Source organism: Paracoccus albus (assembly GCF_027913035.1).
GTDB classification, from domain to species: domain Bacteria; phylum Pseudomonadota; class Alphaproteobacteria; order Rhodobacterales; family Rhodobacteraceae; genus Paracoccus; species Paracoccus albus.
The window spans coordinates 67,291-91,611 of record NZ_CP115777.1; the positions used below are offsets into that span (position 1 = coordinate 67,291).

General features: G+C 58.5%; 24 protein-coding genes and 1 pseudogene. 9 read left to right on the forward strand and 16 right to left on the reverse strand.

What is annotated here, in order from left to right; translation table 11 throughout:
* Positions 1-650 precede the first annotated feature (650 nt).
* Together PAF20_RS18020 and PAF20_RS18025 are read left to right on the forward strand one after the other, a co-directional pair.
* The gene (locus tag PAF20_RS18020; protein ID WP_271073555.1) at positions 651-1,682 is read left to right on the forward strand and encodes an AAA family ATPase; all 1,032 of its coding nucleotides are present in this window, start codon (positions 651-653) and stop codon (positions 1,680-1,682) included.
* A complete protein-coding gene (locus PAF20_RS18025) occupies positions 1,660-4,239 on the forward strand; it encodes a S8 family peptidase (RefSeq protein ID WP_271073556.1) in 2,580 nt (859 codons plus the stop codon). The genes PAF20_RS18020 and PAF20_RS18025 overlap by 23 nt, the downstream gene beginning before the upstream one ends.
* A 230-nt stretch (positions 4,240-4,469) precedes the next feature.
* Here PAF20_RS18025 and PAF20_RS18030 read toward each other — a convergent pair whose 3' ends face one another.
* The 16 genes from PAF20_RS18030 to PAF20_RS18100 form a co-directional block, all read right to left on the reverse strand.
* Positions 4,470-6,395 carry a type IV secretory system conjugative DNA transfer family protein gene (locus PAF20_RS18030; RefSeq protein WP_271073557.1) on the reverse strand — a complete coding sequence of 642 codons (1,926 nt, stop codon included), beginning with the start codon at positions 6,393-6,395 and terminating at the stop codon, positions 4,470-4,472.
* A 1-nt stretch (position 6,396) separates the two neighbouring features.
* Entirely contained in the window at positions 6,397-7,416 is a 1,020-nt protein-coding gene (locus PAF20_RS18035) for an ATPase, T2SS/T4P/T4SS family (protein ID WP_271073558.1), read from the reverse strand.
* Positions 7,416-8,792: a TraB/TrbI/VirB10 family type IV secretion system protein gene (locus tag PAF20_RS18040; RefSeq protein ID WP_271073559.1), complete on the reverse strand. Its 1,377-nt coding sequence runs from the start codon at positions 8,790-8,792 to the stop codon at positions 7,416-7,418. The genes PAF20_RS18035 and PAF20_RS18040 overlap by 1 nt, the downstream gene beginning before the upstream one ends.
* Entirely contained in the window at positions 8,792-9,499 is a 708-nt protein-coding gene (locus tag PAF20_RS18045) for a TrbG/VirB9 family P-type conjugative transfer protein (protein WP_271073560.1), read from the reverse strand. The genes PAF20_RS18040 and PAF20_RS18045 overlap by 1 nt, the downstream gene beginning before the upstream one ends.
* Entirely contained in the window at positions 9,496-10,182 is a 687-nt protein-coding gene (locus PAF20_RS18050; RefSeq protein ID WP_271073561.1) for a VirB8 family type IV secretion system protein, read from the reverse strand. Before PAF20_RS18050 ends, PAF20_RS18045 begins: the two co-directional genes overlap by 4 nt.
* A gap of 34 nt (positions 10,183-10,216) precedes the next feature.
* A complete protein-coding gene (locus tag PAF20_RS18055; RefSeq protein WP_271073562.1) occupies positions 10,217-11,209 on the reverse strand; it encodes a TrbL/VirB6 family protein in 993 nt (330 codons plus the stop codon).
* The gene (locus tag PAF20_RS18060) at positions 11,209-11,742 is read right to left on the reverse strand and encodes a hypothetical protein (RefSeq protein WP_271073563.1); all 534 of its coding nucleotides are present in this window, start codon (positions 11,740-11,742) and stop codon (positions 11,209-11,211) included. The genes PAF20_RS18055 and PAF20_RS18060 overlap by 1 nt, the downstream gene beginning before the upstream one ends.
* A 2-nt stretch (positions 11,743-11,744) precedes the next feature.
* Positions 11,745-12,545 carry a type IV secretion system protein gene (locus tag PAF20_RS18065; protein ID WP_271073564.1) on the reverse strand — a complete coding sequence of 267 codons (801 nt, stop codon included), beginning with the start codon at positions 12,543-12,545 and terminating at the stop codon, positions 11,745-11,747.
* Positions 12,542-13,690 carry a lytic transglycosylase domain-containing protein gene (locus PAF20_RS18070; RefSeq protein ID WP_271073565.1) on the reverse strand — a complete coding sequence of 383 codons (1,149 nt, stop codon included), beginning with the start codon at positions 13,688-13,690 and terminating at the stop codon, positions 12,542-12,544. Before PAF20_RS18070 ends, PAF20_RS18065 begins: the two co-directional genes overlap by 4 nt.
* A 122-nt stretch (positions 13,691-13,812) precedes the next feature.
* Positions 13,813-16,164: a VirB4 family type IV secretion/conjugal transfer ATPase gene (locus tag PAF20_RS18075; protein WP_271073566.1), complete on the reverse strand. Its 2,352-nt coding sequence runs from the start codon at positions 16,162-16,164 to the stop codon at positions 13,813-13,815.
* The gene (locus tag PAF20_RS18895; protein WP_353620627.1) at positions 16,157-16,432 is read right to left on the reverse strand and encodes a VirB3 family type IV secretion system protein; all 276 of its coding nucleotides are present in this window, start codon (positions 16,430-16,432) and stop codon (positions 16,157-16,159) included. Before PAF20_RS18895 ends, PAF20_RS18075 begins: the two co-directional genes overlap by 8 nt.
* Positions 16,432-16,719 carry a TrbC/VirB2 family protein gene (locus tag PAF20_RS18080; protein ID WP_271073567.1) on the reverse strand — a complete coding sequence of 96 codons (288 nt, stop codon included), beginning with the start codon at positions 16,717-16,719 and terminating at the stop codon, positions 16,432-16,434. Before PAF20_RS18080 ends, PAF20_RS18895 begins: the two co-directional genes overlap by 1 nt.
* 26 nt (positions 16,720-16,745) lie before the next feature.
* Complete coding sequence (locus PAF20_RS18085; protein ID WP_271073568.1) at positions 16,746-17,204, reverse strand: lytic transglycosylase domain-containing protein; 459 nt, start codon at positions 17,202-17,204, stop codon at positions 16,746-16,748.
* Positions 17,205-17,439: 235 nt separating this feature from the next.
* Positions 17,440-17,766, reverse strand: coding sequence for a hypothetical protein (locus PAF20_RS18090; RefSeq protein ID WP_271073569.1), 327 nt, complete (start codon positions 17,764-17,766; stop codon positions 17,440-17,442).
* Between the two features lie 408 nt (positions 17,767-18,174).
* A complete protein-coding gene (locus PAF20_RS18095; protein ID WP_271073570.1) occupies positions 18,175-18,843 on the reverse strand; it encodes an acyl-homoserine-lactone synthase in 669 nt (222 codons plus the stop codon).
* An 11-nt stretch (positions 18,844-18,854) separates the two neighbouring features.
* Positions 18,855-19,016, reverse strand: a complete 162-nt coding sequence (locus PAF20_RS18100) for a hypothetical protein (protein ID WP_271073571.1) — start codon at positions 19,014-19,016, stop codon at positions 18,855-18,857.
* A gap of 168 nt (positions 19,017-19,184) precedes the next feature.
* Between PAF20_RS18100 and PAF20_RS18105 the strand changes: the two genes are divergently transcribed.
* From PAF20_RS18105 to PAF20_RS18135, 7 genes and pseudogenes are all read left to right on the forward strand, one after another.
* On the forward strand, positions 19,185-19,805 hold the full coding sequence (locus PAF20_RS18105; protein ID WP_271073572.1) for a helix-turn-helix transcriptional regulator: 621 nt from the start codon (positions 19,185-19,187) through the stop codon (positions 19,803-19,805).
* 376 nt (positions 19,806-20,181) lie between these two features.
* Positions 20,182-20,880 carry a hypothetical protein gene (locus PAF20_RS18110; protein ID WP_271073573.1) on the forward strand — a complete coding sequence of 233 codons (699 nt, stop codon included), beginning with the start codon at positions 20,182-20,184 and terminating at the stop codon, positions 20,878-20,880.
* A 229-nt stretch (positions 20,881-21,109) separates the two neighbouring features.
* Positions 21,110-21,667 (forward strand): recombinase family protein, encoded by a 558-nt coding sequence (locus tag PAF20_RS18115; RefSeq protein WP_088736336.1) that lies wholly within the window; start codon positions 21,110-21,112, stop codon positions 21,665-21,667.
* Entirely contained in the window at positions 21,664-22,146 is a 483-nt protein-coding gene (locus tag PAF20_RS18120) for a hypothetical protein (protein ID WP_240497766.1), read from the forward strand. The genes PAF20_RS18115 and PAF20_RS18120 overlap by 4 nt, the downstream gene beginning before the upstream one ends.
* Positions 22,147-22,180: 34 nt before the next feature.
* Positions 22,181-22,558, forward strand: a pseudogene (locus PAF20_RS18125) (IS5 family transposase); the annotation flags it as partial.
* A 253-nt stretch (positions 22,559-22,811) separates the two neighbouring features.
* Positions 22,812-23,129: a PIG-L deacetylase family protein gene (locus PAF20_RS18130; RefSeq protein ID WP_271073576.1), complete on the forward strand. Its 318-nt coding sequence runs from the start codon at positions 22,812-22,814 to the stop codon at positions 23,127-23,129.
* 82 nt (positions 23,130-23,211) lie between these two features.
* The gene (locus PAF20_RS18135; RefSeq protein WP_271073577.1) at positions 23,212-24,141 is read left to right on the forward strand and encodes a Bug family tripartite tricarboxylate transporter substrate binding protein; all 930 of its coding nucleotides are present in this window, start codon (positions 23,212-23,214) and stop codon (positions 24,139-24,141) included.
* Positions 24,142-24,321 lie beyond the last annotated feature (180 nt).

Below are 24,321 nucleotides of genomic sequence, written 5' to 3' on the forward strand. Positions count from 1 at the left end.
GCTGCGGCCAAGCAGAACGGCTGCTATGCGCAGGGGACCCGACGCGAAAAACTGCAAACTATAGCGCCCCTTCAAGAAAGGCAGGGCCTAGACCGGACCCGGGACTTCGGCCTCATGCCTCATTGCAGCCTCATCAGACTGGCCCTTCAATCCATAATGGTTGTCCAGCAGTGCGATCACACCATCGTCTACTGAACCTCACCCAGTGAACGGAACTATCTGAGCGCTTTGAGGCCAATGCCTTCGACGCGGGTTGAGAAATAAGGCCGATCCTCGGCACTTTAGATAGTGGAGGCCGTGCGAATACGCGCCAATATATAGCAACAGTCTTGTCGACAACATCATGATCTTATGAAATCATGAAAATGGAGATTTGCGGGCGGAAACGGGTCATATCGAAATGCCAAAAAGGAACATGCCGTCGCGGCAGTCAACCGGTGGCGCTGAGCGCAATGCGGACCACAAAGAGGTCCCCATTCAGGTAATGGTCCCGGAAGCGATCCGGCGGCAAGTAGCACTCATGGGAGCGGATCGGGGCGAAAATATCAGGACTGTAGTCTTGCGGGGCCTGCGCGCGATAGGTATCGACATCCCTGAATCGGAATTCGGTGACCGCCGCGGTCGCCACCGCAAGGACAGCGGAGGTGGCAATGGCGCGCAGTGACCTTCTAATCAACTTGGTGAAGTCTGGGGCCAGCGGCGATAAACATACGCTCGGCAAGATCGTGGATGCCATTGTCGCGGAAGAACGGGCGAAGAACCACAACATCGTCGCAGACCGGATCGAAAAAGCCTACCGTTTGAGCGACAGCAACTGGAACGGAAAGGCGGCGACACTGATGAATGCGCACAGCTCCGAGTCAAACGCGAGGGCGCGTGACTTCATTGCGGAAGTGAAGCCGCGACGGCGTTTCGAGGAACTCATACTCCCCGAAGTGACGATGACTGCGGCGCAACAACTCGTGGAAGAGCAACAGCGCGCCAGCTTGCTGCGCTCACACTCGCTCGAACCCCGGCACAGCGCCTTGCTTGTCGGGCCACCCGGCAACGGTAAGACGTCGCTGGCGGAAGCGATCGCGGAGAGTCTCGCGGTGCCGTTCTTTGTCGTGCGCTACGAGACGATGATCGGCAGTTTCCTGGGCGAGACGGCCAGCCGGATGAAGCGCGTCTTCGACTATGCCCGCACCACGCCCTGCGTTCTGTTCTTCGATGAATTCGATACGGTCGGCAAGGAGCGCGGCGACACGCACGAGACCGGTGAAATCAAACGCGTCGTCACTTCGTTGCTCCTGCAGATCGATGACCTGCCGAGCTATGTCGTGATCCTCGCAGCCACGAACCATGCCGAACTCCTCGACCGCGCGGTATGGCGTCGCTTTCAGCTGCGGCTTCCGCTGCCGTCGCCAACACAAAAGCAGATCGCCTCCTACCTCACCGCGCTTAGCGATCGCTCGGAACTCAAACTCGGCGCATCGCCGCAGCAAATTGCCAAGAGCCTTGGCAAGGTGAGTTTCAGCGAAGCGGAAGAGTTCTTCCTCGATCTGGCCCGCCGGCAGGTCCTGGCCGCCGGAGAAGAAACACCGGCACAGATCGCGAAGCAGCAATTGAAGATTTGGGCGTCCCGCGTCCTTGGACCCTTGACGCAAAAGCAGGACGATAATGCCGGAACGCCCACTACTTAAACTGCCCGAACCGACGCCTTTCGATCCCAGGCCCGGCCCGCGCGGCGGTGGCAATCTTGCCAAACCGCAACGCGACAGGCAGGGCGCGCGCATCGGGCCGCGTTTCGAGCGGCTCATGCGGGTAGCGGGCAATCCGCAGGACCTGATAGCCCTACAGGACGACCCTGCGTCAATCGCGCCAGAGCGCGCAATCGTGTTCGAACTCGCGGGCCAGCTCAAAGATTTCTATACACAGGCTCAGGAACTGGGGCTCGAATATCTCGGCGACTATGAAGAGGATATCGAGCCCGACGAAGACTTCCACGACCGAGACAAGCCCGAGAAGACGATCGCAGGCCGCATCTATCTCGCTATGCCGGACGTGCGCGCCTTGCAGGAACTGCTCGGACTCTGGCGGCGCTACCAGCACGGCGAGAAAATGCCTACCGGCAAGTCCCAGTGGCGCGAACTCTTCTCTCTGCTGGTCGATGTGAGACCGTGGGCACCGCAGGACCGAGTGCTGCCGGAAATGATCGAGTATTGGCGCGAGTCCCTGCACTACAATCCCGATGCGCCGGTCCGCTTCGAGATCGAACTGTGGTTTCACGAGAATGGCGAACAGCGCAATCGCGCCTTTGCGCGGGTTGAAGACGAGGTTCACCGGATGGGTGGCGAGATCGTCCATCATGCCACTTTGCCGGAAATCCGCTATGACGCGGCGCTCGTCGATATTCCGCCGGATCAGGCACAAAGGCTGATCGAGCACCCGGATATCGAACTCGCCCGCGTGGACGAGATCATGTTCCTGCGCCCGCAATCCGTAGCGCGCTTCGAACAGGATGCAGAGCCTGAAGGCGAAGATGGTGCCGAAGACGCCGCTGCGGCGCTGCCTGCGGGCAACCCGATTGCCGCCCTGCTCGACGGGCTGCCTATCCAGAATCACATCAGGCTCGCGGGACGCATCATTGTCGATGACCCCGACGACCTCGACGCCAACTACCCGGTCAACCGGCGGGTTCACGGCACCGAGATGGCGTCGCTGATCGTTCACGGCGATCTCACTGCCGGAGAAGCGCCGCTGGAAAATCCGCTGCTCGTGCTGCCGGTCATGCAGCCTGACGGCGGGAACTCGGAACAGACCCCGCCCGACCGGCTTCTGGTCGATGTGATTCACCGCGCCGTTAGACGGATCAAGGCAGGCGACGGCGACGAAGCGGCTACCGCGCCGGACGTGGTGCTGATCAATCTCTCGCTCGGCGACCGTTGGCGTCCCTTCGCCCGCGTCATGAGCCCGCTCGGGCGGCTGCTCGACTTTCTGGCGCATCGCTACCGCGTCCTGTTCCTAGTCAGCGCCGGCAATGTACTCGACCGCCTCGTAATCCCGGACTACCGGACATCACGGGAATTCGAGGATGCGGACCCGGAAGAGCGCGAAAAGGCGATACTCGCGGCCCTGAACGCAAACAAAAGCCAGCGCACGCTCTATTCGCCGTCTGAATCTGTGAACGCCGTAACAATCGGCGCCGCACACAAGAGCGCCATAGCCAACGGCGGCCTGCCTGCGAACCTGATCGACCCGTTCACCGACGAGCGGCTGCCGAACATTGTCTCGGCAATGGGCCTGGGATACCGCAAGGGCGTTAAGCCGGACCTGCTCTTCGCGGGCGGACGCATGCCGGTGCGCGTCGTGGCAACGGGCGACAGCGTGACCATCGCCCCTGCGGATCGGCCAGCGCGTCTGTTTGGAGCACGGGCTGCAGCGCCCGACCGCGTCGGCGGAACGCGCCATGAAGACTTCACGTGCGGCACGAGTGTCGCGACCGCGCTGGCAACGCGCGCGGCTCACCGCATCTACAATGTGCTTATGAACGGCGCGGAAGGATCAAACCACGATGACCTGCCCCTGAACTACCGAGCCTTGGCTCTGAAAGCCCTGCTTGCCCACGGGGCAGAATGGGGACCGAAAGGCGCAATGCTCGACGACTTTTTCCAACCGCATGGCCAAGGATCGCATTTCGCGCGGCGCGATGACATAGCGCGGCTACTCGGCTTCGGAGTTCCCGATATTGAAAGGGTACTCGACTGCACGGAAAACCGCGCAACACTGCTTGGCATCGGAAGCGTCGCCGCTGATAGTGCGCTGCTCTACCGTATTCCCATTCCGGGCGGGCTCGACGGCCAGCGGGCTTTCCGTGCGCTGACTGCAACGCTTGCATGGTTTACTCCGATCAACGCCCGCCACCAAGGCTATCGCCGGGCCGCCCTCGATATCAGCCCCGGCACAGACGAGAAATACTGGATCACCGATCAGCGCGAGTCCTATCAACCGACTGACAAGGCCATTGTCCGCGGCACATTGCTTCACGAGCGCCGGACAGGTGAACGAGCAGCGGTTTTTGTCGACAATGGCGAACTGCTGCTACGCATTTCGTGTCGGGCAGTCGCCGGTGAGCTCAACGAAGAAATCCCCTACGCTTTGGCAATTAGCTTCGAAGTCGGCATCGAAGCCGGGATTCCGGTCTATGAAGACATTCGAGCGCGTATCGCTCCTCAGGTCGGTATCGGTGTGGGTGGATAGGCGTTGTTCAGTGCTTCACCGTTGGAACTCAATATCCAGGCGGACATGATTGGGGCTACCGAACTTTTGCTTCGATGATGTGCAGTGCATCCCGCTGCGATGCCGGAGGTCCGCTCTCTTCCGGACCAGCATGAGTTTCTTGGGTCGGTTGGTAGTAAGACATGGGTCCGCTTTGGCTGGGCTCGCGACATTCGCCAAGTTTGTTGCGAACGGCCGCTGAGGGCCGAACGTCACCCGCCAGGAACCTTCGCCTTCATCTTCTTTCGGAAATCCGACGCCTTCTTGATAACTTCCATGTCCGAGGGACGCAGGGCCTCCCGCGCCTCGTCATCTGTCATGGCGGGTTGCGCTGCCTCCACCTCGGCGATGAGCGCCTTGGCGGTGTTACCCGGCGGCGGTGGCGCATAGGGCAGCGGGCGGAACTGCGCCACCTCGCTTTGCAGCTTCTCGATCTCGACACGCATCGACCTGATCTGGTGCCGCTCATCGGGATACGGCAGTGGCCCGGACTGCGCTGCCATGATTGGCGAAAAATGAGGATCTTTGAAATACTCGATGCGATCCGCCAGAATCGGGTTTTGGCGCTCGGGAATCAGGATGATTTTCGCGGCATTGAGCTTCCTAACCTCATCTACGCTCATCAGCGGGCGCTCTTCATTCCGCCGCGATACAGACCGCCGGAGGAGCCCTCGACCGTCAGAGGACAGGCTGTCGCTTACGGAGAGGCGAGTTGTCTTGCCCAGTGCCTCAGAAACTTCCCCGGCGGTCTTTTTCTCATTTGGGCTGATAAATGCCTTGATGCCAGCTGCGGATTCAATCGACATGCGATCATTCTCGCCATAGTGCTTATCGAGTCCAGGAATAGATTGCGTGATAATCGACACGCGACCACCGTGGCCTGCCAGCTGCTTAAGCGACTGCACGACGATTGGCATCGTGCCTAATTGGTCAAACTCATCGAGGATTATCTGGACCGGCCAAGGCTCGGTCTTAGGGTTCGGCAGCGACGCTCGTAGGGTGGCGATCAACTCGCCGAACAGCAGGCGCATCAGCGGCGCAAGGGTGATAATGTCATCGCTGTTGACCACGATATAGACCGTCTGGGGCTTCATTCGGACGTTCTGCCAGCTGAAGTCATTGCCGCTGGTGACGCGATCAACTGTCGGGTTAACCCAGAGTCCAAGCCCCGCGCCCTTCAGGACCGAGACATAGGAAGACAGGGTGCGGTCGGCATAGCCGCTGAAATCCGTAAAGATATCTTTTGTTTGTGCATGACGAGCCTCGGCTGCACGCAGCTTGTATTCCTCGGACTTGTCAGCACCGCCGAAGAGGACGCGGGTAATTTCTCCAATGGTTGGCTTCCCACGCTCAATGGCAAGCATCCCGCCGGCGACGAACAACTCACGTGCGCCGACGATGAAATCAGTAGCGCCGCCCTTCTCGCTGGTGGTCAGGAAATAGGTCGATAGCTTGCTCAATTCCGTGAACTGCTGATCTGTATTCTTCAGGGCGGCAATGCGTTCCAGCGGATTGTAGCGATGCGAGGGGTGCTCGAAGTCGAAGGGTGCGAAATAGAAGATCTCGTCACCCTCCGACTGGCGGTGGCGGGACGTGGCCTCGAAGATTTCACCCTTCACATCGAGAATGACGCAGCTGCCCGGAAACAGGAGCGTGTTCGGGATGACATACCCGACGCCCTTGCCCGCGCGCGTCGGGGCGACAACCAGGCAATGCGGGAACTTGTCGTAAGTGGCCGAAACGAAACGCCGAAATTTGAAGATTTTCCCTATCATTCCGGCGCGCGGGATTTTGCCGAAGACAAGCCCATTACCAACCTTTTTAAGCAGACCGTTGCGCTTGATCTCTGCGGGGCCTTGAAAATGCGCGGTTCCGTACCCCGTAAGCTGCGGGCCAATGGCAAGCAGCGCGACAAATACTGCCATGATGCCCGCACCATACAGGCCGAACAAATAGCCCGTCCGCCAGGGCTCTTGCGTCATCATCGACCAGCTGGGGATTGAATGAACCAGCAAAAGCAGGTCGGTGTCCTGAATCGGGCTACCGAGCCGCCTCGTGACCCAGAAAGCCCCAAGCATCAATCCGATGAACGCGCCGCCGAGCATGCCGAATGGCAAAAGGACCAGTGTGCGGGTCATTTCAGTGTCCCTTATGCTGATCGTTGGCCAGGTCGTCTTCAAGTGCGGGGAAATAGGTTTCAAGAATGCCGCGTTGCTTGCCGATCCGGCCGGTTTGAATAATCACATCAATCGAATCGCTGATGTACCGGGAGATTTCCGTCATGGTCAGCGGCATCCCCGCCCTCAGAACGAGGAAGGCGAGCCGATTGACGGCTTTGCGGGCCGTTGTGGCATGTACCGTCGTAAAGCTGCCCTCATGTCCTGTGTTGATGGCTTCGAGGAAGGTCAGGGCTTCGGCGCCACGCAGCTCGCCAAGAATAATCCGGTCAGGCCTGAGGCGAAGCGTCATTTCCAGCAGCTTGTCAGCCGATCGTTCGGAATCCCTGATCCGGTCGGCCAACAAGCCGACGACATTCGGCTTTGCGGGCAAGAGCTCTGACGAATCTTCAATCAGCACCAACCGTTCCCATTCGGTCACCATCCACAACAATCGACGCCCGAGCTCCGTCTTTCCCGCGGAGGTGCCACCGGAAATCAGAATATTCATCTTTTCTCTGACACATTCACGCAGGAAATCGTCGGGATCAGGTGACGTGAGGGCCAACTTCTGGATATGCGCTAGCTTGTCATGGCGCTCTTGCTCCAGTGACACGCTCTGATCACGCAAGAACGCGAACCGGCGAGGCTCAACACCGCCCGGTCGGCGTCGGAATATCCGGAACGACAGAGTTGGACCTATCGCTGCCGCAGGGCGCACAATGGCCTGGCATCGCAATGTTACACCGCGATATTCGATCGTCGTAGAAATCGCCGGCTGCTGCTCGGTTAGTGTTAAATCTTGCGTGTTTGCGATGACCCCTGCCAGATCATGCGCCTGATCCACTGTCAGCGTCAGGTCTGCCCTTGTCATCACCGCGTCACCGGCTCGCTCAATCCAGACGTGCCCATCAGGATTAACTGCAATTTCGACCGTGGCTTCATCGCGCAAGTACGGATCGAGAATACTGAGATCATAATCGAGATAGTTTTCCGGCTCCATCACAGCATTTCCAAGTCTGTGTTGACCATGACCATCACCACAGCACCCTGATCAATGCTGATTGTCGTCGGGATGTCGATGTAGTCCTGCATCATGCCAGCGACGCTGTCGCTCATGTTCTGGCCGAGGTTTTCGGCGGTGTCCGACGAAATTTCCCCGTCTTCCTCGGATTCAACAGCCGCCGCCAAAAGTGACGGCGCCGCTGAAATCAGCGACACGGCCGCCGCCGCCGCGAAGCGACCAAATGTATGGTTGTTCACGCGGCCTGTCAGGCCGGAGCGCCCTATGCGGTCAGTTCCATATGCTGCCATCACGACCGATTGCCCGTCCGGGGTGACAAGGCGATCCCAGGTCACCAGAATTCGACGCTGGCCTTTGTCTACGGACGAGCTGTACCGACCAAAGATCTTTGAGCCCCGAGGAATGACGACGTTGCTCATGTCCATGGACCAAACATCATAGGAAACAGTCGCGGATACGTTGCCTTCGAGCTGTGACGAAATGGCGTTGGACAGGGTTGCCTCGATCAGTGTGCCCTGAATCACTGTACGGCTGGGGTCCGCGACAATTTCGGCCTGCGTGACGTCAGCACGCCCTGCCGACGCTCGACGAAACGCCTCGGCATCGGATTGGCTGCCCTCCTCGGGGAGGTCTTCTGTTGTGCCGCCGCCGGCAGAGCCTCCACCTGCGCGATAGGCCACCATAGGCGACTGCGTTCGCGCCTCTAGTTCGGCTTCTGCCGCAGCCCGACGCGCCGCGTCTTCTGCCCTGCGTTGTTCGAGCGCAATCAACCGCTGCGCTTCTGCGTCAGCGGCCAGTCGGTCCTGCTCGGCCATCATCGAAGCCGTGTCGAGTTCCGTTTGAAGACGCAAATTATCGCGCATCATTTCATCATAGGCCTGATCGCGCAGATCCGCCTCCGAACGCATTGCTTCCAGCTCCAGCCGCAGCTCATCTAGTGCCGAAGTGTCTCCCTCGGCTGCGCGCGCTTGCGCCAGGTCGTTCCGAAGCCTTTCAAGTTCTTCACGGGCACTGTTCAATTCCGCCAGTGTTGCTGGATCGGCCTCGGTTCGAACTTCGATCTGAGGTGCCGGTGCTTCCTCCCGAACCGGAGTTTCGTCCTCGTCGCGGGTCACGGTAAATCCATCCAACCCCAGACCATCCTGAAACTCGCTGACCTCCGCCGTCGGCATGGTTTGCCCATCTGGACGATTAGCCTGCATCTTGACTGCCACATATCCGCCGGCGCCAAGGCCTATTGCAAGCATCACAGCAGGAAGTACGGCCTTGCGCAGGCGCGACTGTTGTCGTGCCTGTGGTTTCAGGCGCTTTAGGCGCTCCGCCACAACAGGGTTTTCACCATTGTTATCAGTCATCACGAACGCCCCCCCGGTTGGCCCTCAACACATACGGACTGATCGCCGTAGCGCAGGACCCAGCGCTCGGATCGGGCGCCGACCGTAATGATCGTTCCGTTGACCGACGTATTGACGCTGTATTCCTGTCCCTGTCCGTCGGCCCTGAAGATTGACGGAATGGGTGCCCCCGGCGGCACCTGGAACATGGTGCGTCGACCGTCGTCCGAAATGCCGACGGGCGTAAAGTCTGCGCCAGATGTGCGGCTGATCACGCGATAGCTCATAGGAGCCTCGGGCGGGACGCTTGCCGCTGTGCGGGTGCCGCTTCTGCCTCCGCCCGGAACGGTGAACTTTACCGACCAGTTCGGCGTGGCGGCGCCGGATTCGACAACGTTGAGGAAATAGAAGCGTCGATTGGTCTCCACGGTGAGATTTGCGCTGACGCCCGCCAAGACCGGCTTGATTGTGAAGACATTTGAGCCTTCCAGTTTCTCGACCTGAAATGCCTCGCTGTCTCCGATCGCGATGGAGCGAATGGTTTCCCCATTTCCCAGCTCTATCAGCGAGACGTTTCGAACGCGGGTGTGAATGGTATAGACCTGACCCTCCTGATAGGTGGCATAGGTCACACGACTGTCGCGGTTCCCGGCCTGCGGGCGGGTCTCGGCAATGGCCATGCCTGACGCGACAAGGACAAATATGCCTGCGGCAAGAACAGTTTTCATTGCTCATCCTCCATGTTTTGTGCGTTCAGCGTTTCAGCCGTCACCCTGTAATCCATGACCTGAAAGCCGAATGGATTTTCCCAGACCAACTGAACTGCCTTCGCCTGTGTTGGCTGAAAGGCGTATTGAACTGTGACGTAAAATTTGCCTTCCCGATCCGGCTCGCCCGGTCGGACAAGTCTTTTGGTGAACCGGATCTGAGCCGAATTCTCCGAGAGCGGATTGATGGAATGAATCTCCACCTCGACCCGGCCCGAACTGCCGTAGAGCGTGGGTGGGTAGTTCGGATTTGACTGATCCCATTGAGCTCTGATCGCTGCTTGTTGTGCGGGACCAGACATGCGGAAAACCTGCAAGATGCGAGCTTCGTTATCGGCATCGTCATAGGTCTCGCGATTCATGACATAGTTAAAGAGCAACGATTGCTGCACGGCCGCTGATTGCTCGACCCCCGCCGCCTCGACTTCGACAACGCGTTGCGCGATGCCCGTGTCCTTGTCGACAATGGTCAGGAAAGCCTGCGTTTCCTTGAGCGGCAGGGTGAGGCCAGCAACCGTGACGCCGGCAAGACCTAACAATGTTCCGCAGATTCCCAACGTCCAGGCCAGCCGTTCACGCCGGCGAACGCCGAAGATCAGCTCGTTTTCCAGAATCGTCCTGTTGTCAGACTCGACGTCTGCCATGATTGCCTCCTAAATTCAGATACTTATGGACCGTTTATTTCGGTCGCATGATTTCGATGCCGTTCAGTTTCTGCCGAAACGCAGCCCCGCGCTCTGCCCAGGTGCGCTCGCGGGTCCGCGCCGCCGCGCTCGGTGTCTGACCCGTCGCAAAGCCGGATGCGGCTGCGCCCGCCCTCGCACCGACGGCGCCTGCCGCCGCTGCGAAGGGTCGACCGACTGTACAAAGGGCCTGAGGTGCAATACCGGCAAGATTGAACGTGCCGGTGATGTTTGCCGCCGCTTGCGGGATCTGCATCAGAGCGAATATGCCGACGAAGGCGACACAGAGAAATCCGAGGATCATCGACAGGTCTTCGACATCTCCTTGCGGCTTGAACTGCTCATTAGCCACGGAAACAATCGCCCCGATCACGGCGGCCGCTGCGATCGGATAGAGCAGATAGCCGATAAAGGAAGAGAGCCAGGCTTCGAAGAGGTTCTTTGTCTTGTTGAAAATGGTCATTATCATCGCCATCGGGGCTACACCGAGAAGGAAAGCGATCATGATCTTCGAGAAGACGACGATCAGCACATAGGCTGCCATCAGGACGCCGAGGATGATATAAAGCAGCCCGGCCACCAGCCCGCGCATGATCGAACTGACAGATTTCGCAGCCCCATCCACCACATCGGACATCTGACCGGCGAAATCGTCCATCGCCTCGGCCCCTGAGGGCGCGGACCCGGTAAAGAAGCTCAAGGCCATCTTGGCACTGCCGTCGGACAAGGCATCATAGAACACCCCGAAATTCCGCCACGATGTGGCAAAAAGCATGACCAACAAGATGCGCGTGACGATCTGCCAGGCATCGGCCGCTGACATGCGCCAGATACCCAATGCCATATTGATCCCGACCAGCATGACCAGAAGCGTCGCACAGATCACCAGAACCGGGCCGAAAGCGTCCGCTGTAGCCTCAAAATAGCGCGCGCCCACATTCCGCACCGAGTCATCGACCGAAGCAATTATATTGACCACCAGTCCCATCAGTATTCTCCGCACATGACGGCAACGATCTCGACACCTTCTTGGTAGAGCTCGTAAACATCTTCGGTGTGCTGTGGCGTCAAAACGTCAACGCCATACTTATCGCGGAGCTCGGCCTCAAAGAGCGAAATCGGAAGATCGGCGATGACCTTGGCGGCGCAGGTACAGTCCTCCGTGGTAATGACGTTCGTCACTGACAGATAGCCAGAGATATCGCGATAAGCACGATCACCCGGCGCGCCGTCCTGATGGGCACGGAGTTCTGGCGTTTTCTCGCAGAGCCGATAGGGCACGTTTTGCCTAGCCGACGGCACCCGTTCCACGCCCGACACATCCACCTCAGGGGCTAGCGATGTGGACAGATAGTCCTGTTCGGCCGCCAGATCAGCGTCGGGTGGGATCAGCTCGCCAATATTCACCCCGAATTGATCGACCGGCTCCGCTGCCGGATCATTATCGCCCATCTGAGCATAAGCCAGCCCGACCGCGACAAGGGCGGCCGTCCCGATGCTAAACGCTACCGTCCGTTTCATCCTCAATCCTCCAGCGACACGTTCAGGTATTTTTCCTCGTCCGCAGCCGTTGCGGCATCCATCACGCCCATTTCGCCTGCGCCGACGGTCTGAATAGCTTCCATCGACCAAACATTCGCAAGCGCAATGCCCAGTTCCGCTGTGACCTGCGTGTTCAGGTCGATCGCCTCCTTAAGGCCAGCCGTCTCTGGGATCTGCTGAACGTATCCGTCAATGCGCGCAAGGCTTTCCTTCGCCTGTTGCGACGAGCTTTCGGCGGCCACACTCAGAAAGGCCCCGATATTTGCTGCCTGTCCGATCCGCGCTGCCGCCGGATCATCGCTGCTGGTCAGCTCCTCGACCTGATTACGGGACATACCGGCGGATTCGAGCGTGCTGTCGACATGGGAGGCCACTGATCGCGACCCTCCGCCAGATCCACCGAGCGAAGCACCCGATGCCAGGACGCTGTCCCAATCCCCGTTGCGAGCGGCGGTCACAGCAGAGGTAAGGTCCGCGAAATCCGGCAAAATGTCCTCCAGAAAGCTATCCGGATCAATGCCTAGATCGGCCAACGAAAGCCCGTCGGTCAGCGCGGTGATCTGCTGCTGAAGGACCCGAAGTTGTTCCAGCATCTGCGCTGTCTGTTCATCCAGCTTCAGGTTTTGCGTGATCTGCTCCTGCAGTTGCAGCTTAGCCTCGACCAGCTGTTCAGACAGCTTTCCGATACTTCCCAGATCGAGGGTGGGCACCTGCGCGGACGCAGAAAGCGTCCCAGCCCAGGTCAGAGAGATGGCGGTGGCGGCAGTTCTGATCATGTTCATTGGTCCAACCTCACATTAAGATAGGCTTCGTCGCGGGCATAAGCCTCAAACAGCAGTGCGTAGCGCGCCGCCTCGACCTTCCGCTGAACGGCTTGCAGTCTGGTAAGGATAGCGGCCATTCGGGCCACTTCTGCGCGGGCATAGGTGTTCAGATCCATGGCCTCCTTAACGGATCCTGTCGTTTCGATCTGTCGAATGATCTGGGTCAGGCGCTCCATCGAGCCATGCATTGTGTTCATTGAGTGGCTTGCGTAACCAATGGCTGCATCGGAGACGTTTGAAGCGTTCGCTATCGCCATGTCCCGTGGATCGAGGGTGCCAACGGCCTCGGCATTGCCGCCCATCCGGGCCGCATAGCGATTATAGTAGCCGGTGATCCGCCGAACGTAATTCTGTGTCTCGTCGAAGGGCGGAATGCCATTGTATTTCCGCACGTTGCCGGGGCCCGCATTGTAGGCCGCGAGCGCCAGGGGCATGGAGCCAAACGTGTTCATCTGTTCCAGAAGATACCGGGCTCCGCCATCCAGCTGCACCCTTGGGTCATTGCGCCCCGGGCCTCGTGGAATACCAAGGTAGTCGAATGTGCCAGGCATGATCTGTGTCAGACCAAAGGCTCCAACATGGCTTTGTGCAGTAATCTTGAAGTTGGATTCCTGCTTCACGAGCGCCTGGAACCAACAGCGAAACTCAACAGCGTTGATACCTACTCGGCGCAGGCCAGGATGGCCTGCATATTTCATCACCGTTTCGGCAATCATGTCCTCGATACCGACGGGCGCATCCCCCATAAGCCGTTCGGCATAGGGGTTGTTGTCCTCGATCGCGTATATCTCGATGGCCCCAGCATAGCTGCCATCCCCAGACACGCCCGCACCTTCGAGGCCGGGCACGAATTGCGAGGTCTCCGTCAAGAGGCGCAACGTTTCCTCTGCCGCCGCAAGCTGGTCCGCCCGCACCTCATTCTGCACCGTGCGTTCTGCGGTTTCATCCGCCTCTTCCTGCGTTGCCTGCACCTCGGTTTCGATATGAAGAACGTCGAGTGCAATTTTACGCAGGTCGATTGTCGGCACCTGACCAAATGTCGGCACCGCTGTCGACAGAAGCAGCGCAGCGGCAAGGACCGGCTTTCTGCGAACTGAGATCATCCTGTCACCTGGCGCAGTCGCGAACTTCAACAAAGTTCATCTGCGACCAACAATTCGTTCTTTGGATAGGTTGTTCCGCGCAGCCAGCGAGCATCGCAGACAACACGATCATCATAGCAATCCTAGTCATGGTTCGTTCTCCAGAAATAGGGACGTTCAAGATAGTCTGCGCCAAATGCGCGAGCGCCGGCATCTCCGCCGCCAAGTGCTGTCAGCAAGTTTTTGAGCGGGGACAGGTCCACATCGAGAATGGTTGAGGCGTTTGAGCTGCGCAGCAGCGCCAAGCGCTGTCCCGCGCGGCCCGTCAGGACGAAATCAAGTTCGTTATCTGTCAATGAAAACCCGTCGTAATCAGGCACGTCGGCTTTCCGGTTCGGGAAGATCAGCTGGTTCGGCAAGGCCTGAATGATCGAGCCGGACCGGCTGTCGCGGATCTGGGACGGAAATTGCGTGAGAAGCACCACGATGACATTGAGTTTGCGGACCGTCACCAGCCATTTGGGCAGCCAGCGAGCAAAAAAATCGTCGTCAAAGACTGTCGATGCTTCGTCGATGATGAGAAGGGTTGGCCGCTTTTCTTCGAACAACATCTCAAGGCGGCGGAAAACATAGGACAGAACAGCTGTGCGCTCCGCCGACAATGACAGGATTTCGGTCAGGTCAATGCCAGTCACATCCGCCGATTTGAAGTCTATGACCGGCTCATCCGCCTCGCCAAAAACCCAGTTATACCGCCCCTTCGGACCCCATTCCGCTATCTTGAGAGACAGGCTTCGCCCATCGCCCACATCACCCAGAAGGTCCGTGAAATGATGGAAGGTGCGGAGGCGATCCGGCGCGGCGCAGTTTTGCCGTACCGCGCTTTTTAAGGCTGCCGCCTGCTGCGGCGTCAGGTGACTGCCGCCGCGTTCCGCGAGCGCCGAAAGCCACTCCAGCAACCACGCTTCGCCCCGTGCGCCACCTTCCGTCAGGAGCGGGTTAAGTCCCGTCGGCTGACCTGCCCGGATTTTGGCATAACGGCCACCCATAGCGGCAACGGCCATGCGCAGCCCTTCATCCTTGTCAAACATGAACACCCGCGCGCCGGCACGACGGGCCTGCGCAGCGAGAAACGCCGTCGTCGCGGTTTTCCCACCGCCTGACGGACCTAAAACTAATGTGTGGCCTATGGTCGGCTCAGCATCTGGACTGCCTGGTTCATGAAAGCTGACCCGATGGGCGGCGCCGGTCACCGTCTGGAAGACCGTGATCGGCGTTCGCCACGGAAGGTTTTCCGGAAGTGTCCCGGAATTTGCCATGTGGAACGACGCCATATCGGCGAAGTTGATAGTCTTCGTGATCGGCTTGAACGCCTCGTAATCCTGGTTTCCGGGGTGTGCCGCGAAATATGTCGCTGGGAGCATATCATGCACGCGCACCAGCTTAACCTTCGCTTGTTCCGCAGCGCCCCGGACCTGGGAGAGCTTCACATCAAGGTCCTTCGGGCTTTCAGCAAACACGGAAATTGTCACCTGATGCTCGCCAAAGCCCATCTTTCCAGCCTCAACGGCGTCGTAGGTGTCGGCGAGGTCATCGGCGATTGACCCTGCAATGTCTTCGGCATTTTGCATCTGCCGTATCCGCCGCTTGGCCATATCGCTGACCTTATCCGTCGAGAGTGGCGTGAAACTGTGGCTGATCACGGTGTCAGTGCCGCTATCCAGAGCATCGAGCATTCCAGCCCAAGTCTGGTTGGCATTCTTCCAGATGGTGAAAACCCCGCAATAGCGCGGCCGGTCAAATCCGTCGCGAATCTGGGCAACCTTTTCTTGAAACCGGATTGACAGAAGCGACACGTCTTCCGCAATTAATGTGTGCTCGCCGCGATAAGTGGGCTCATAGATGCCGGTGCTGATTGCGCTGAAGAAGCCAAGCAAGGATCCGTCGCTGATCTTCAGGCGCCGCGTTTTAACAGGCAGGCTGCCTTCAATAATTGACAACACCTCCCGAAGCTCGGCCAGACGCTCCTTCGTGTTTCGGTCCAGAAGCCTCTTTGCCGCTTTCTGCAAAAACGGGACCTTCAGCGGCGAGCGCAAATTGCGAACTACCGTCAGAACCAACATGAATTCGCGCAGATTGTTGGCCGATAAGTGTTTTGACCAGGCGTCGTCAACATCCGCCTCGAAGCGATCCCCATAGATTGGGCGCAAACCGAACTTCGCAGGCCGGTTAAGCCGATGAATATAGAAGGTGAACCTTTCGTCGAGGCCGTCGAGAATGGAGGAAAATGACTTGCCGAGGTCGGCTATGTCCCTATCTGATGCCGTCAGCCCGTCGATACCGGAGATTTCGACACTAATCATCAGCGCGTTCTCGCGCGTGCGCACCGTCTCGTCATCGACCTCTAGCAGATAGGGCATTTCAGCATAGAAGCGGGGCGATTTGCTGAAATACTTACCTGCCCTGTCGGTCTTTTGTTCACCAGCATCATACATAGTCGCGAGGACCCTTCCTTGGAGCCAGAGACAACCGCGGGGGCGTTTTCCGGAGATAGATCATCAGCGCTTTGTGACCGTTGGGGTTAAGCGCCACCGACAACTTGGCCGCGCCGTACCAAAGCGGAGCAGTTACCAGCCAGCTGAGCATTTCCGTCCAGATAAACGGGAACAGGAGTAGTGACCCAACACCAACGGCATAGGGTAACGGCAAGCCAATAAGCTTGGCTTGCCTGGAAAGGCCAAGTATGACCGAATGCTGTTCCATCAGCTGAACCACGTCGCCAATTCGTCGATCAGCTTCGATCCGCCAAAGGCAAAAAATGCACCAATAGCGATCATGAGCGGCCACATCCACGACAGGCGGTTTCCGGCCGCCATCAGGCCGGCAATGATCAGGCCGACCGACAGGACGATCTTTGCAAAGGTTTTGAGCCAGGACAGGAAAGTGTCCCCAGCCGAAGTGACCGGCGACAAGTCGAAGCTTGATTGTGCTGCCGCAAAATGTGGTGTGGCAACGACAATGATGGCCGTCAAAGTCAAAATGGCCGTCATGTTTCTCTTCATGGCAAGGTTCCTTTCTATTGCCGAAGGATGCGATCCCGCTCCGAAAGGACGCGGATCACATATTCACGGGTTTCCCTGTAAGGCGGGACGCCCCGATACCTCTGCACGGCACCTGGGCCAGCGTTATACGCGGCGAGGGCCAGCATGATTGACCGAAAGTCTTGAATTTGCGTGAGCAGATACCGAGCGCCCCCATCAAGATTTTGCATGGGGTCGTGTGGATTCACGCCCAACGCCGCGGCAGTAGCGGGCATCAGTTGGGCGTATCCGATTGCGCCCTTGTTGCTCAAAGCGCCTGGATTGAACCCGCTTTCCTGCTTCACAAGCGCCTGAAAGAGCGCCACCCACTCCGCCGCCGGGATATTGTTCGCACGCAACGCGGGGTGGTTCTGGTATCTGAGGGCGGTCGCGCGGGCTGCGGCGATTCCTGAAGAGCCTGTTGTGGCCGACGCCCGGCTTTCGAGCAGCGTCATTACCTCGGCATCGTCAGCTATTGCGACCGGATCGGGGTTGGGGGACGGCGGAACAATCAGTCGGCCTGCCGTGTCATAACGCTGAACAGAGCCTGACGCGGAGAGCCGGCTAACTTCGTTCTCGACAGCGCGGCCCGAACTATCGAAGCGAATTACATCTGAATACGCGGGAACTGTACATCCGACAGAGAGCGCGGCAGCAGCTGCCGCAGCCCAGGTTTTGCCGGCACTGTTCCTACTTCTCGTCCACCGTCTGCCAGGCGACTTGTGACTGCTTGGTTGGAATGACGTGCATAGTGACGCCATATTGATCGAGGAAAGAAACCAGCCCATTGATGGACTTAAAGACCCGCGCCTCCATGCCCTTCCGGTGAGTGACCAAGGTTTGTTCGTATCGACCGTCGCTGGACACCGCTTTGATGCCCCACTGTCCATACCAATAGGATTGGCGCTTCTCGGCATCTTCAAGGGTGACGACGACGATGCGCCAGCCTTCGGAAAGCCGTTTTGGAATATCGTATTCGCTGAGCACATTCGGAACTTCGTTTCGGATGGTTGCCATAGCGAGTGATCCCATTAGCCGGCATCATCTCGCAGTCACAAGACTGCAAGAGTGATACTATATTGTATGATGCGTGCGCAAGTTGTAATATTGTACGGGCGCACATTTCGTTCAGGGCGCCAGTTATCATCAAGTTAGTCAGGAAGTGCTAGAAAAAAATGCGCGATGGGGATCGACGAGCGCACGGATTGAAGCTGTTCATTCTTGCAACCCTGTTTACACCGGCGGCAGATGCGCAGACCTATGCCTTTCAGTGCGTCGAACCCGTTGCACCCATCGTTCCTGACAGCGCAGTGTTGGCAGTCGAATATCGCCGTGAGATTGAGGCCGATTTTCAGCGCTACTTCTCGGAGGTCACAGACTATTCCACCTGTCTTTCGGCAGCACAGAGCACAGCTTTCACCGAGGCTAAGATAGGATGGGAAGCATACCGGGCGTTCCGCGCCCAAGCAGGCGATCCAGCCCCCGACATTTCGTCAGAGCCGTTGCCGGATCCATAACCGGGCATCTAAACGCTACAAACTTGCCGTCGTCATTGCCGACGACTTCCCCCATGAGCCGTACCTCCCAACCAAGCATGCGTGCCAGGCGTGGAAAGGCTCGGGAACCTAGAAACAGGCATTCGTCTGCAGATTCCGTGAACAGAAAGTCGTTGGCAGCCAGAAGCAGGGCTTCGACGACCTCGGGTTCGCGGGCCGCAACAAAACGTGTCATCTCCCAAACGCTCGTGCTTACTGGTGGCTCGACCGCGCAAAGGTTTTGGGGCAGCCCTGGCAGCAATCCGAGCCACGCATCCCGGATCATGTATGAATACGTCACCGTGCCCGAGCCAAAGCGCCCGTCGGTCCGTTTTAGCCGCAGCCCACCGACAACATCACGGCCACGATGGGCGACAATATAGACCGGATCAAAGCCACCATCATAGTTGTCGAACTCATGTTCGTCGGTGTGAAAGATCGGCCAGCCTTTGTGGTCAACAAAAATTTCTTTCCGGAAAGCAAGGAACTTCGCCACCAGGTCCCAATCACGAACTGTTTGTGGCAGCCGCAGGACGGCTGTCTGAAGATCGTTATTCATGCTGGTCTCGCTCAAAAAATCTTTGTCTCAGCAGGTAACTTTGCCATGCCCAAGAACTGCCGGCCGCCGCGCCGCTTGTTGGGAAGCCACAGCGTTCCATCATCTCCAAGCTCAATGCTCACGATACCTTCAACGGCATATGTGTCGAAATAGTCGGTAAGTGTCTGCGCCATATCCCGCGTAAACTCTGCTACACCAACAACTTTCGTGTTCCGTATCATGCCGCACCATCCAAAGCTTACCTCGTGATAGACGGCGCGTACCTCATTGTCATTGACACTTCGACCAGCTTACCCATTTGGTATAGCCATTCGGGTAAGCCAAATGGGTAATGTCGTATTATGCTTGAACAATTGATACCCAATTTCCGGGAAGAACAGGACTACCTCTACAGTGTCGGCTCAACGGGTTGGATCCTCGGACTCAACGTCGACTTCATCAATGCAGAGCATTTGCTGAACCGATTTCCAGAAAGTTGGAACAAGATCTACGTCGAGCATAATTATATCTTCCGTGACCCAATTGTAGCCTGGGCTTCGTCGCGTGAAGGCGCACTTCGCTGGTCAGAGGTTCCGATCGACGACATCGGCGGGCTGTTTGAGGCCGCAAAAGCTTATGGCCTTACCTACGGAGCGGTCCTCGCCAAGAAGGTCAACGGCAGGCGCTCATTCCTTACTGTTGCCCGCAACGACCGCGAGTTGACAGACGCGGAGCTCGCCACGCTAAACGCCAAGTTTTCGTCCTGGCTCGATATACTCTATAACTTTGCCAAACTGACGCCCGGTGAGTTGGATGTTCTTAAGGCACAGCGGGACGGAATGAGTTACAAGGAGGCTGCCCGAGCGCTCGACATTTCGCCAGCAACCGTGAAGGTTCGTCTCGAAAGGTCAAAAACGAAGCTCGGCGCTGCAAGCGCGACCAATGCCGTCGCTATAGCCATGGCGCGACACTATTTCGATTAGCATACCCGAATGGGTAAGCTAATCGGGTATGCTGCTTGACTGGTTACTGGTCCGCCGATCAATAGGCAGTGCTGATTGGCGATAACCTATATCAATTGGTCAGAGAGAAACCGATGACACGACGTACAATAGAGGCTCCTCGACTGTCGGCCGTGCCGATACAGCGGGTCAACGAGGGCCAGCGCTCCGGCTGGCTCTACGTCTGGAACAATGGCGATGCTTCCATTTTTTGGGATGACGCGATCCGCAGAGCAACTCCGCTGCTTTGCCAACCCTTGCCCGCTGCTGAACGTCGCTGCCACTGTTCAGCACGAGGCTGATGTGATACAAAACTGCAATAACGCGATATAATTGCAGTTTTGTAGGGGCACCACACATGAAAATTCACGGCGCAATTTCAGCACTCTGCCTATCTGTTGCTACTACAACCCTTCTTACGACAGCGGATCCCGCCGAAGCCTACCCGATTGACTGCGCCATTCTGCTATGCCTTGCAGGTGGCTTTCCTGAATCAGCCGAGTGTGCTGCCGCCAAGGTCGAGATGATCCGCAGGATCACGCCGTTTCCGATTGAGCCACCCCTACAGCTGTGGAATTGCCCCATGGGCGGTGGCACAGGCGGCGCGGCCGTCGCCGGCTTGGCTTCCTTCGGTCCGGACGGCCTGACCCCGGAGGTGCGCCAATATCGGGATGGCATCGAACTTTATCACATCAAATATTACAGCCGCACGCGCAACCAGGACGGCTCGTACAACGTCCAGGACATCGCCGAATCTGGCAACTATGGCACAGGCGGTGATTTCTATTGGTCACGCGCCAGCTTCGAGCATGGTCCTGACTGGCTCGCGGGCGCGGTCGGCGGCCGGCGCGAGCCAGTCCAGGAATGCGTCAGCACCAGCAGCGACGGCACCTGTCGTCGTTACGAAACCGTCGGCTATACCAACGTCTATGGCTCAACAGGCATTGGCGGCGTTACTGGTGGCCCCACGTCCTGGACGCCGAACCGCCTCCGCGGAGTTGCGATCCGATATCTGGACTATCGGGGCAACGAACGTGCCGAGTTCGTCAGCTACTAGGCCCAGAGGGCCCGAAGCTGCGTATATGAGTGCCAGAAAGAACAAAACCTGATCTGCTCAGCCGCCCGCCAACGCTCAATGCCAACAATATAACGTGACAGCGCTCCAGTGTGCCATTTTGAGTATACCCTTGATGACGTGCGGCATGAACACTGCACACGGTCACTTTGGTGTTTATTTTGGGTCTTAACCACGTTATTGAACACCCCATGTCACAGGCACACCCAAAATGAACAGCTCCGGCGCCAAAATCGGTTATGCCCGAACCTCGACGGTGGATCAGAACCTCGACGCCCAGATCGCCGCGCTGACAGCCGCGGGCTGCGGCATGGTGCGCCGGGAACAGAAGAGTGGTGCCAGTCTGGAAGACCGCTCCGAATTGAAGACCATCCTCGACTTCATCCACCCCGGAGAGACACTGGTGGTCACCCGCATCGACCGCCTGGCGCGCTCCATGCGCGATCTGCAGGTCATCGTCGCACGGCTGAAGGAAAAGGGCGCACATCTCGCTGCCACCGAGCAACCGGTGGACACGTCCACCGCCGCGGGCAAGGCCTTCTTCGACATGCTCGGTGTCTTTGCCGAGTTCGAGACCAACCTGCGCCAGGAGCGGCAGGCTGAAGGCATTACCGCCGCCAAACGCCGGGGCGTCTATCGTGGCCGGCCGGCCAAAATCGATATGGCCGCTGTTCAGGCCAGACTGGCCGCCGGCCAGTCCCCCACGGAGATCGCCCGCGACATGGGCATCTCGCGCGGCACCGTCTACAAGGCAAAGGCTTCGATGTGAGAAAGAGCAGCAGGAAAAAACCACCCGCAGCGGCCAGGCCACCAGCGCAGGCAGACACCACCAAGGTGCCGCCGCCGCGCAACCTGACCCCGACACTCTGCGATCGCTTGCGCCGCGATCTGCTCGCCGCCTGCCAGGGCGTGGCCGAAACCCACGGGCTGACCGTCGAGGGCGGTGAGCTCAGCGACATCGACCTGCGCCATGGATTCGGCATCGCGTTCCGCGTCGGCATCCCAATGGCCGATGGTGCGATCTTCTCTCCCGACAAGGCCCTGTTCGAAGCCCTCGCCAGCAGCCTCGGGTTGCAGCCCGCCGACTATGGCCGGACCTTCAGAACCCAGGGCGAGGCCTTCCGTATCACCGCCATCAACCCGAACCGGCCCAAATACCCCGTCAGCGCAGAGCGTCTCGCCGATGGAAGAAGCTACAAGTTCTCTGCCGAAAACGTCGCCATGTACCTGCGCGCACCAGACGCCTGATCCGTTCTATAAACGTTCTTCAAGATGTCCAAATATGCACGCTCGGGCCTGTGGGGCCGAGATGAGCTGGGAGGCCGCACCAACTGGCAGGCGTGGCCGCCAGCAGAGCTACAGCGACGCCGCCATACAGACGTGCCTCTCGATGAAGGTGCTGTTCGGCATGGCGCTCCGGCAGACGACCGGGTTCGTCGAGAGCTTGTTGCAGCTGGTTGGTCTCGACTGGACGGTGCCCGACTTCAGCACGCTATCTCGCCGCCAGAAGACCTTGGCCGTAAACATCCCCTACCACGGCTCCAAGGGGCCACTGCACCTGCTGATCGATAGCACCGGCATCAAGGTCGAGGGGGAAGGCGAGTGGCATGCCCGCAAGCATGGCGGTCCCAAACGGCGCGTCTGGCGCAAGATCCATCTCGTGTCGCGTAGCCCTTAATTTCGAGACATGGCGCGTTGAGCGCCGAATTTTACCCTTAAATGCGAGATTCCAGCGCCTTCGAGTGGAGTTTCCTCGTCTTTCCGCAGGGTCTTTGGTCGAACCCTGTCTCAGATTTATGGGCAAAATTCCGGAATTAAAAGCAAAATCTCATATTTAAGGGCAAAGCACAGCCATTGATTTCGTTGAATTTCCCATCTCACAATTAAGGGCTAAGCGACAGCTGGAGGCCCGTATGGTGGCCCAGGCCCACGGTCATGACGACGGCAACCAAGTGATCGGTGCGCCGCAGGTCTACAGCTTCGAGCCGCATCAGTCGGAACTATGCGGGTTCGTGCCCGATACGCTGATCGACATCTCGGATGTCTGGGACACTAAGTTGGCCGCGATGCGCTGCCTGGAAGGGCAGCAGAAACTGTGGAGCTACTACGAAAACGTTGCGCTGCAGCGCGGTGCCGTGTCTCGGCGCCGTCAGAAGGGGGCGGCGAGCGGACCGGTCTATGCAGAGGCTTACCAGAAGATCTTCCCCTCGGTGGTTCCGCTACTGGGGTGACGTGTCGGCGGGCGCGAGAACCCGCCAGAACTGCCCGTTGGGGGAGAAAAGGGAGAGAACAATGTCGAAAATGAGAAAAACCTTGATCGCAGGCGCCTTTGCGGCGCTTTCGGCGGTACCGCTGGCGGCCCAAGAATGGCCGACGCAGCCGATTCACCTGATCGTGCCGTTTTCGGCGGGCGGTCCTGCCGACCTGGTCGCGCGGGAACTGGGTCAGCGCATGGGGGAAACCCTGGGACAGCCCGTCGTGGTCGAGAACATGACGGGCGCGGGCGGGATCATCGCCGCACGCCATGTCGCCAGCGCCGATCCCGACGGCTATACGGTATTTTTCCCGGCCTCCGGCAACGTCTCCGTTCGTCCGCAGATCGACGGCTTGGACGAACTGGTTGATCAGCTTGAACCGGTGGCGGCGGTGTCGACATCCGCGCATGTGATGGTGGTCAATGCTGAGAGCGATTTCCATAGCGTGGAGGACCTGATCGAATATGGTCGGGAACATCCAGGCGAATTGAACTACGGCTCCGCCGGTGCGGGCGCCGTTGCCCATCTGGGGATGGCGCGTTTCGCGAACGCCGCCGGTATCGAGATGGAACACATCCCCTATGGCGGCACCTCTGCTGCTGTGGTCGACTTGGCGGCTGGTGCTATCGACGCGCTGCTCAGCTCGAAACCGTCGTTGGGGGCTATGATCGACGCCGGCAAGATCCGCGTGATCGGGCTAACCGACGAGGCGCCGGGCGAAGATGCGCCCCTGATCTCGGAAACGGTCGAAGGCTACTCCTACTCGACCTGGTATGGGATGATGGTTCCCGCCGGCACGGATGCCAGTGTCATCTCCGAGCTGAATCAGGCCGCCGCAGAGGCCGTTGCTGACGAAGATCTGCAGAAAGAAATGGCCGCGCGTTCGCTGACGTTGATCCACACGACCCCGGAAGAGATGGGCGAGATGATCCGCCAGGACACGGAAGAGTGGGGCGAAGTCATCGACGCCGTCGGACTGAGGAACTGAACCGCTACCTCTGCGGAATGAAAAGCCCCAGGCGTCGCCCGGGGCTTTTTTGTAGGGAATCTTTTGTTGCTGCTGGTCGAACCCGAAGCGCCCATAGTCATGACCCGCAACCGTACAGCCAGAAACGCTCGTTTGTGAAAGTCTCGAAAACAATAAAGGCTTTATATTGTTGACCTTCTT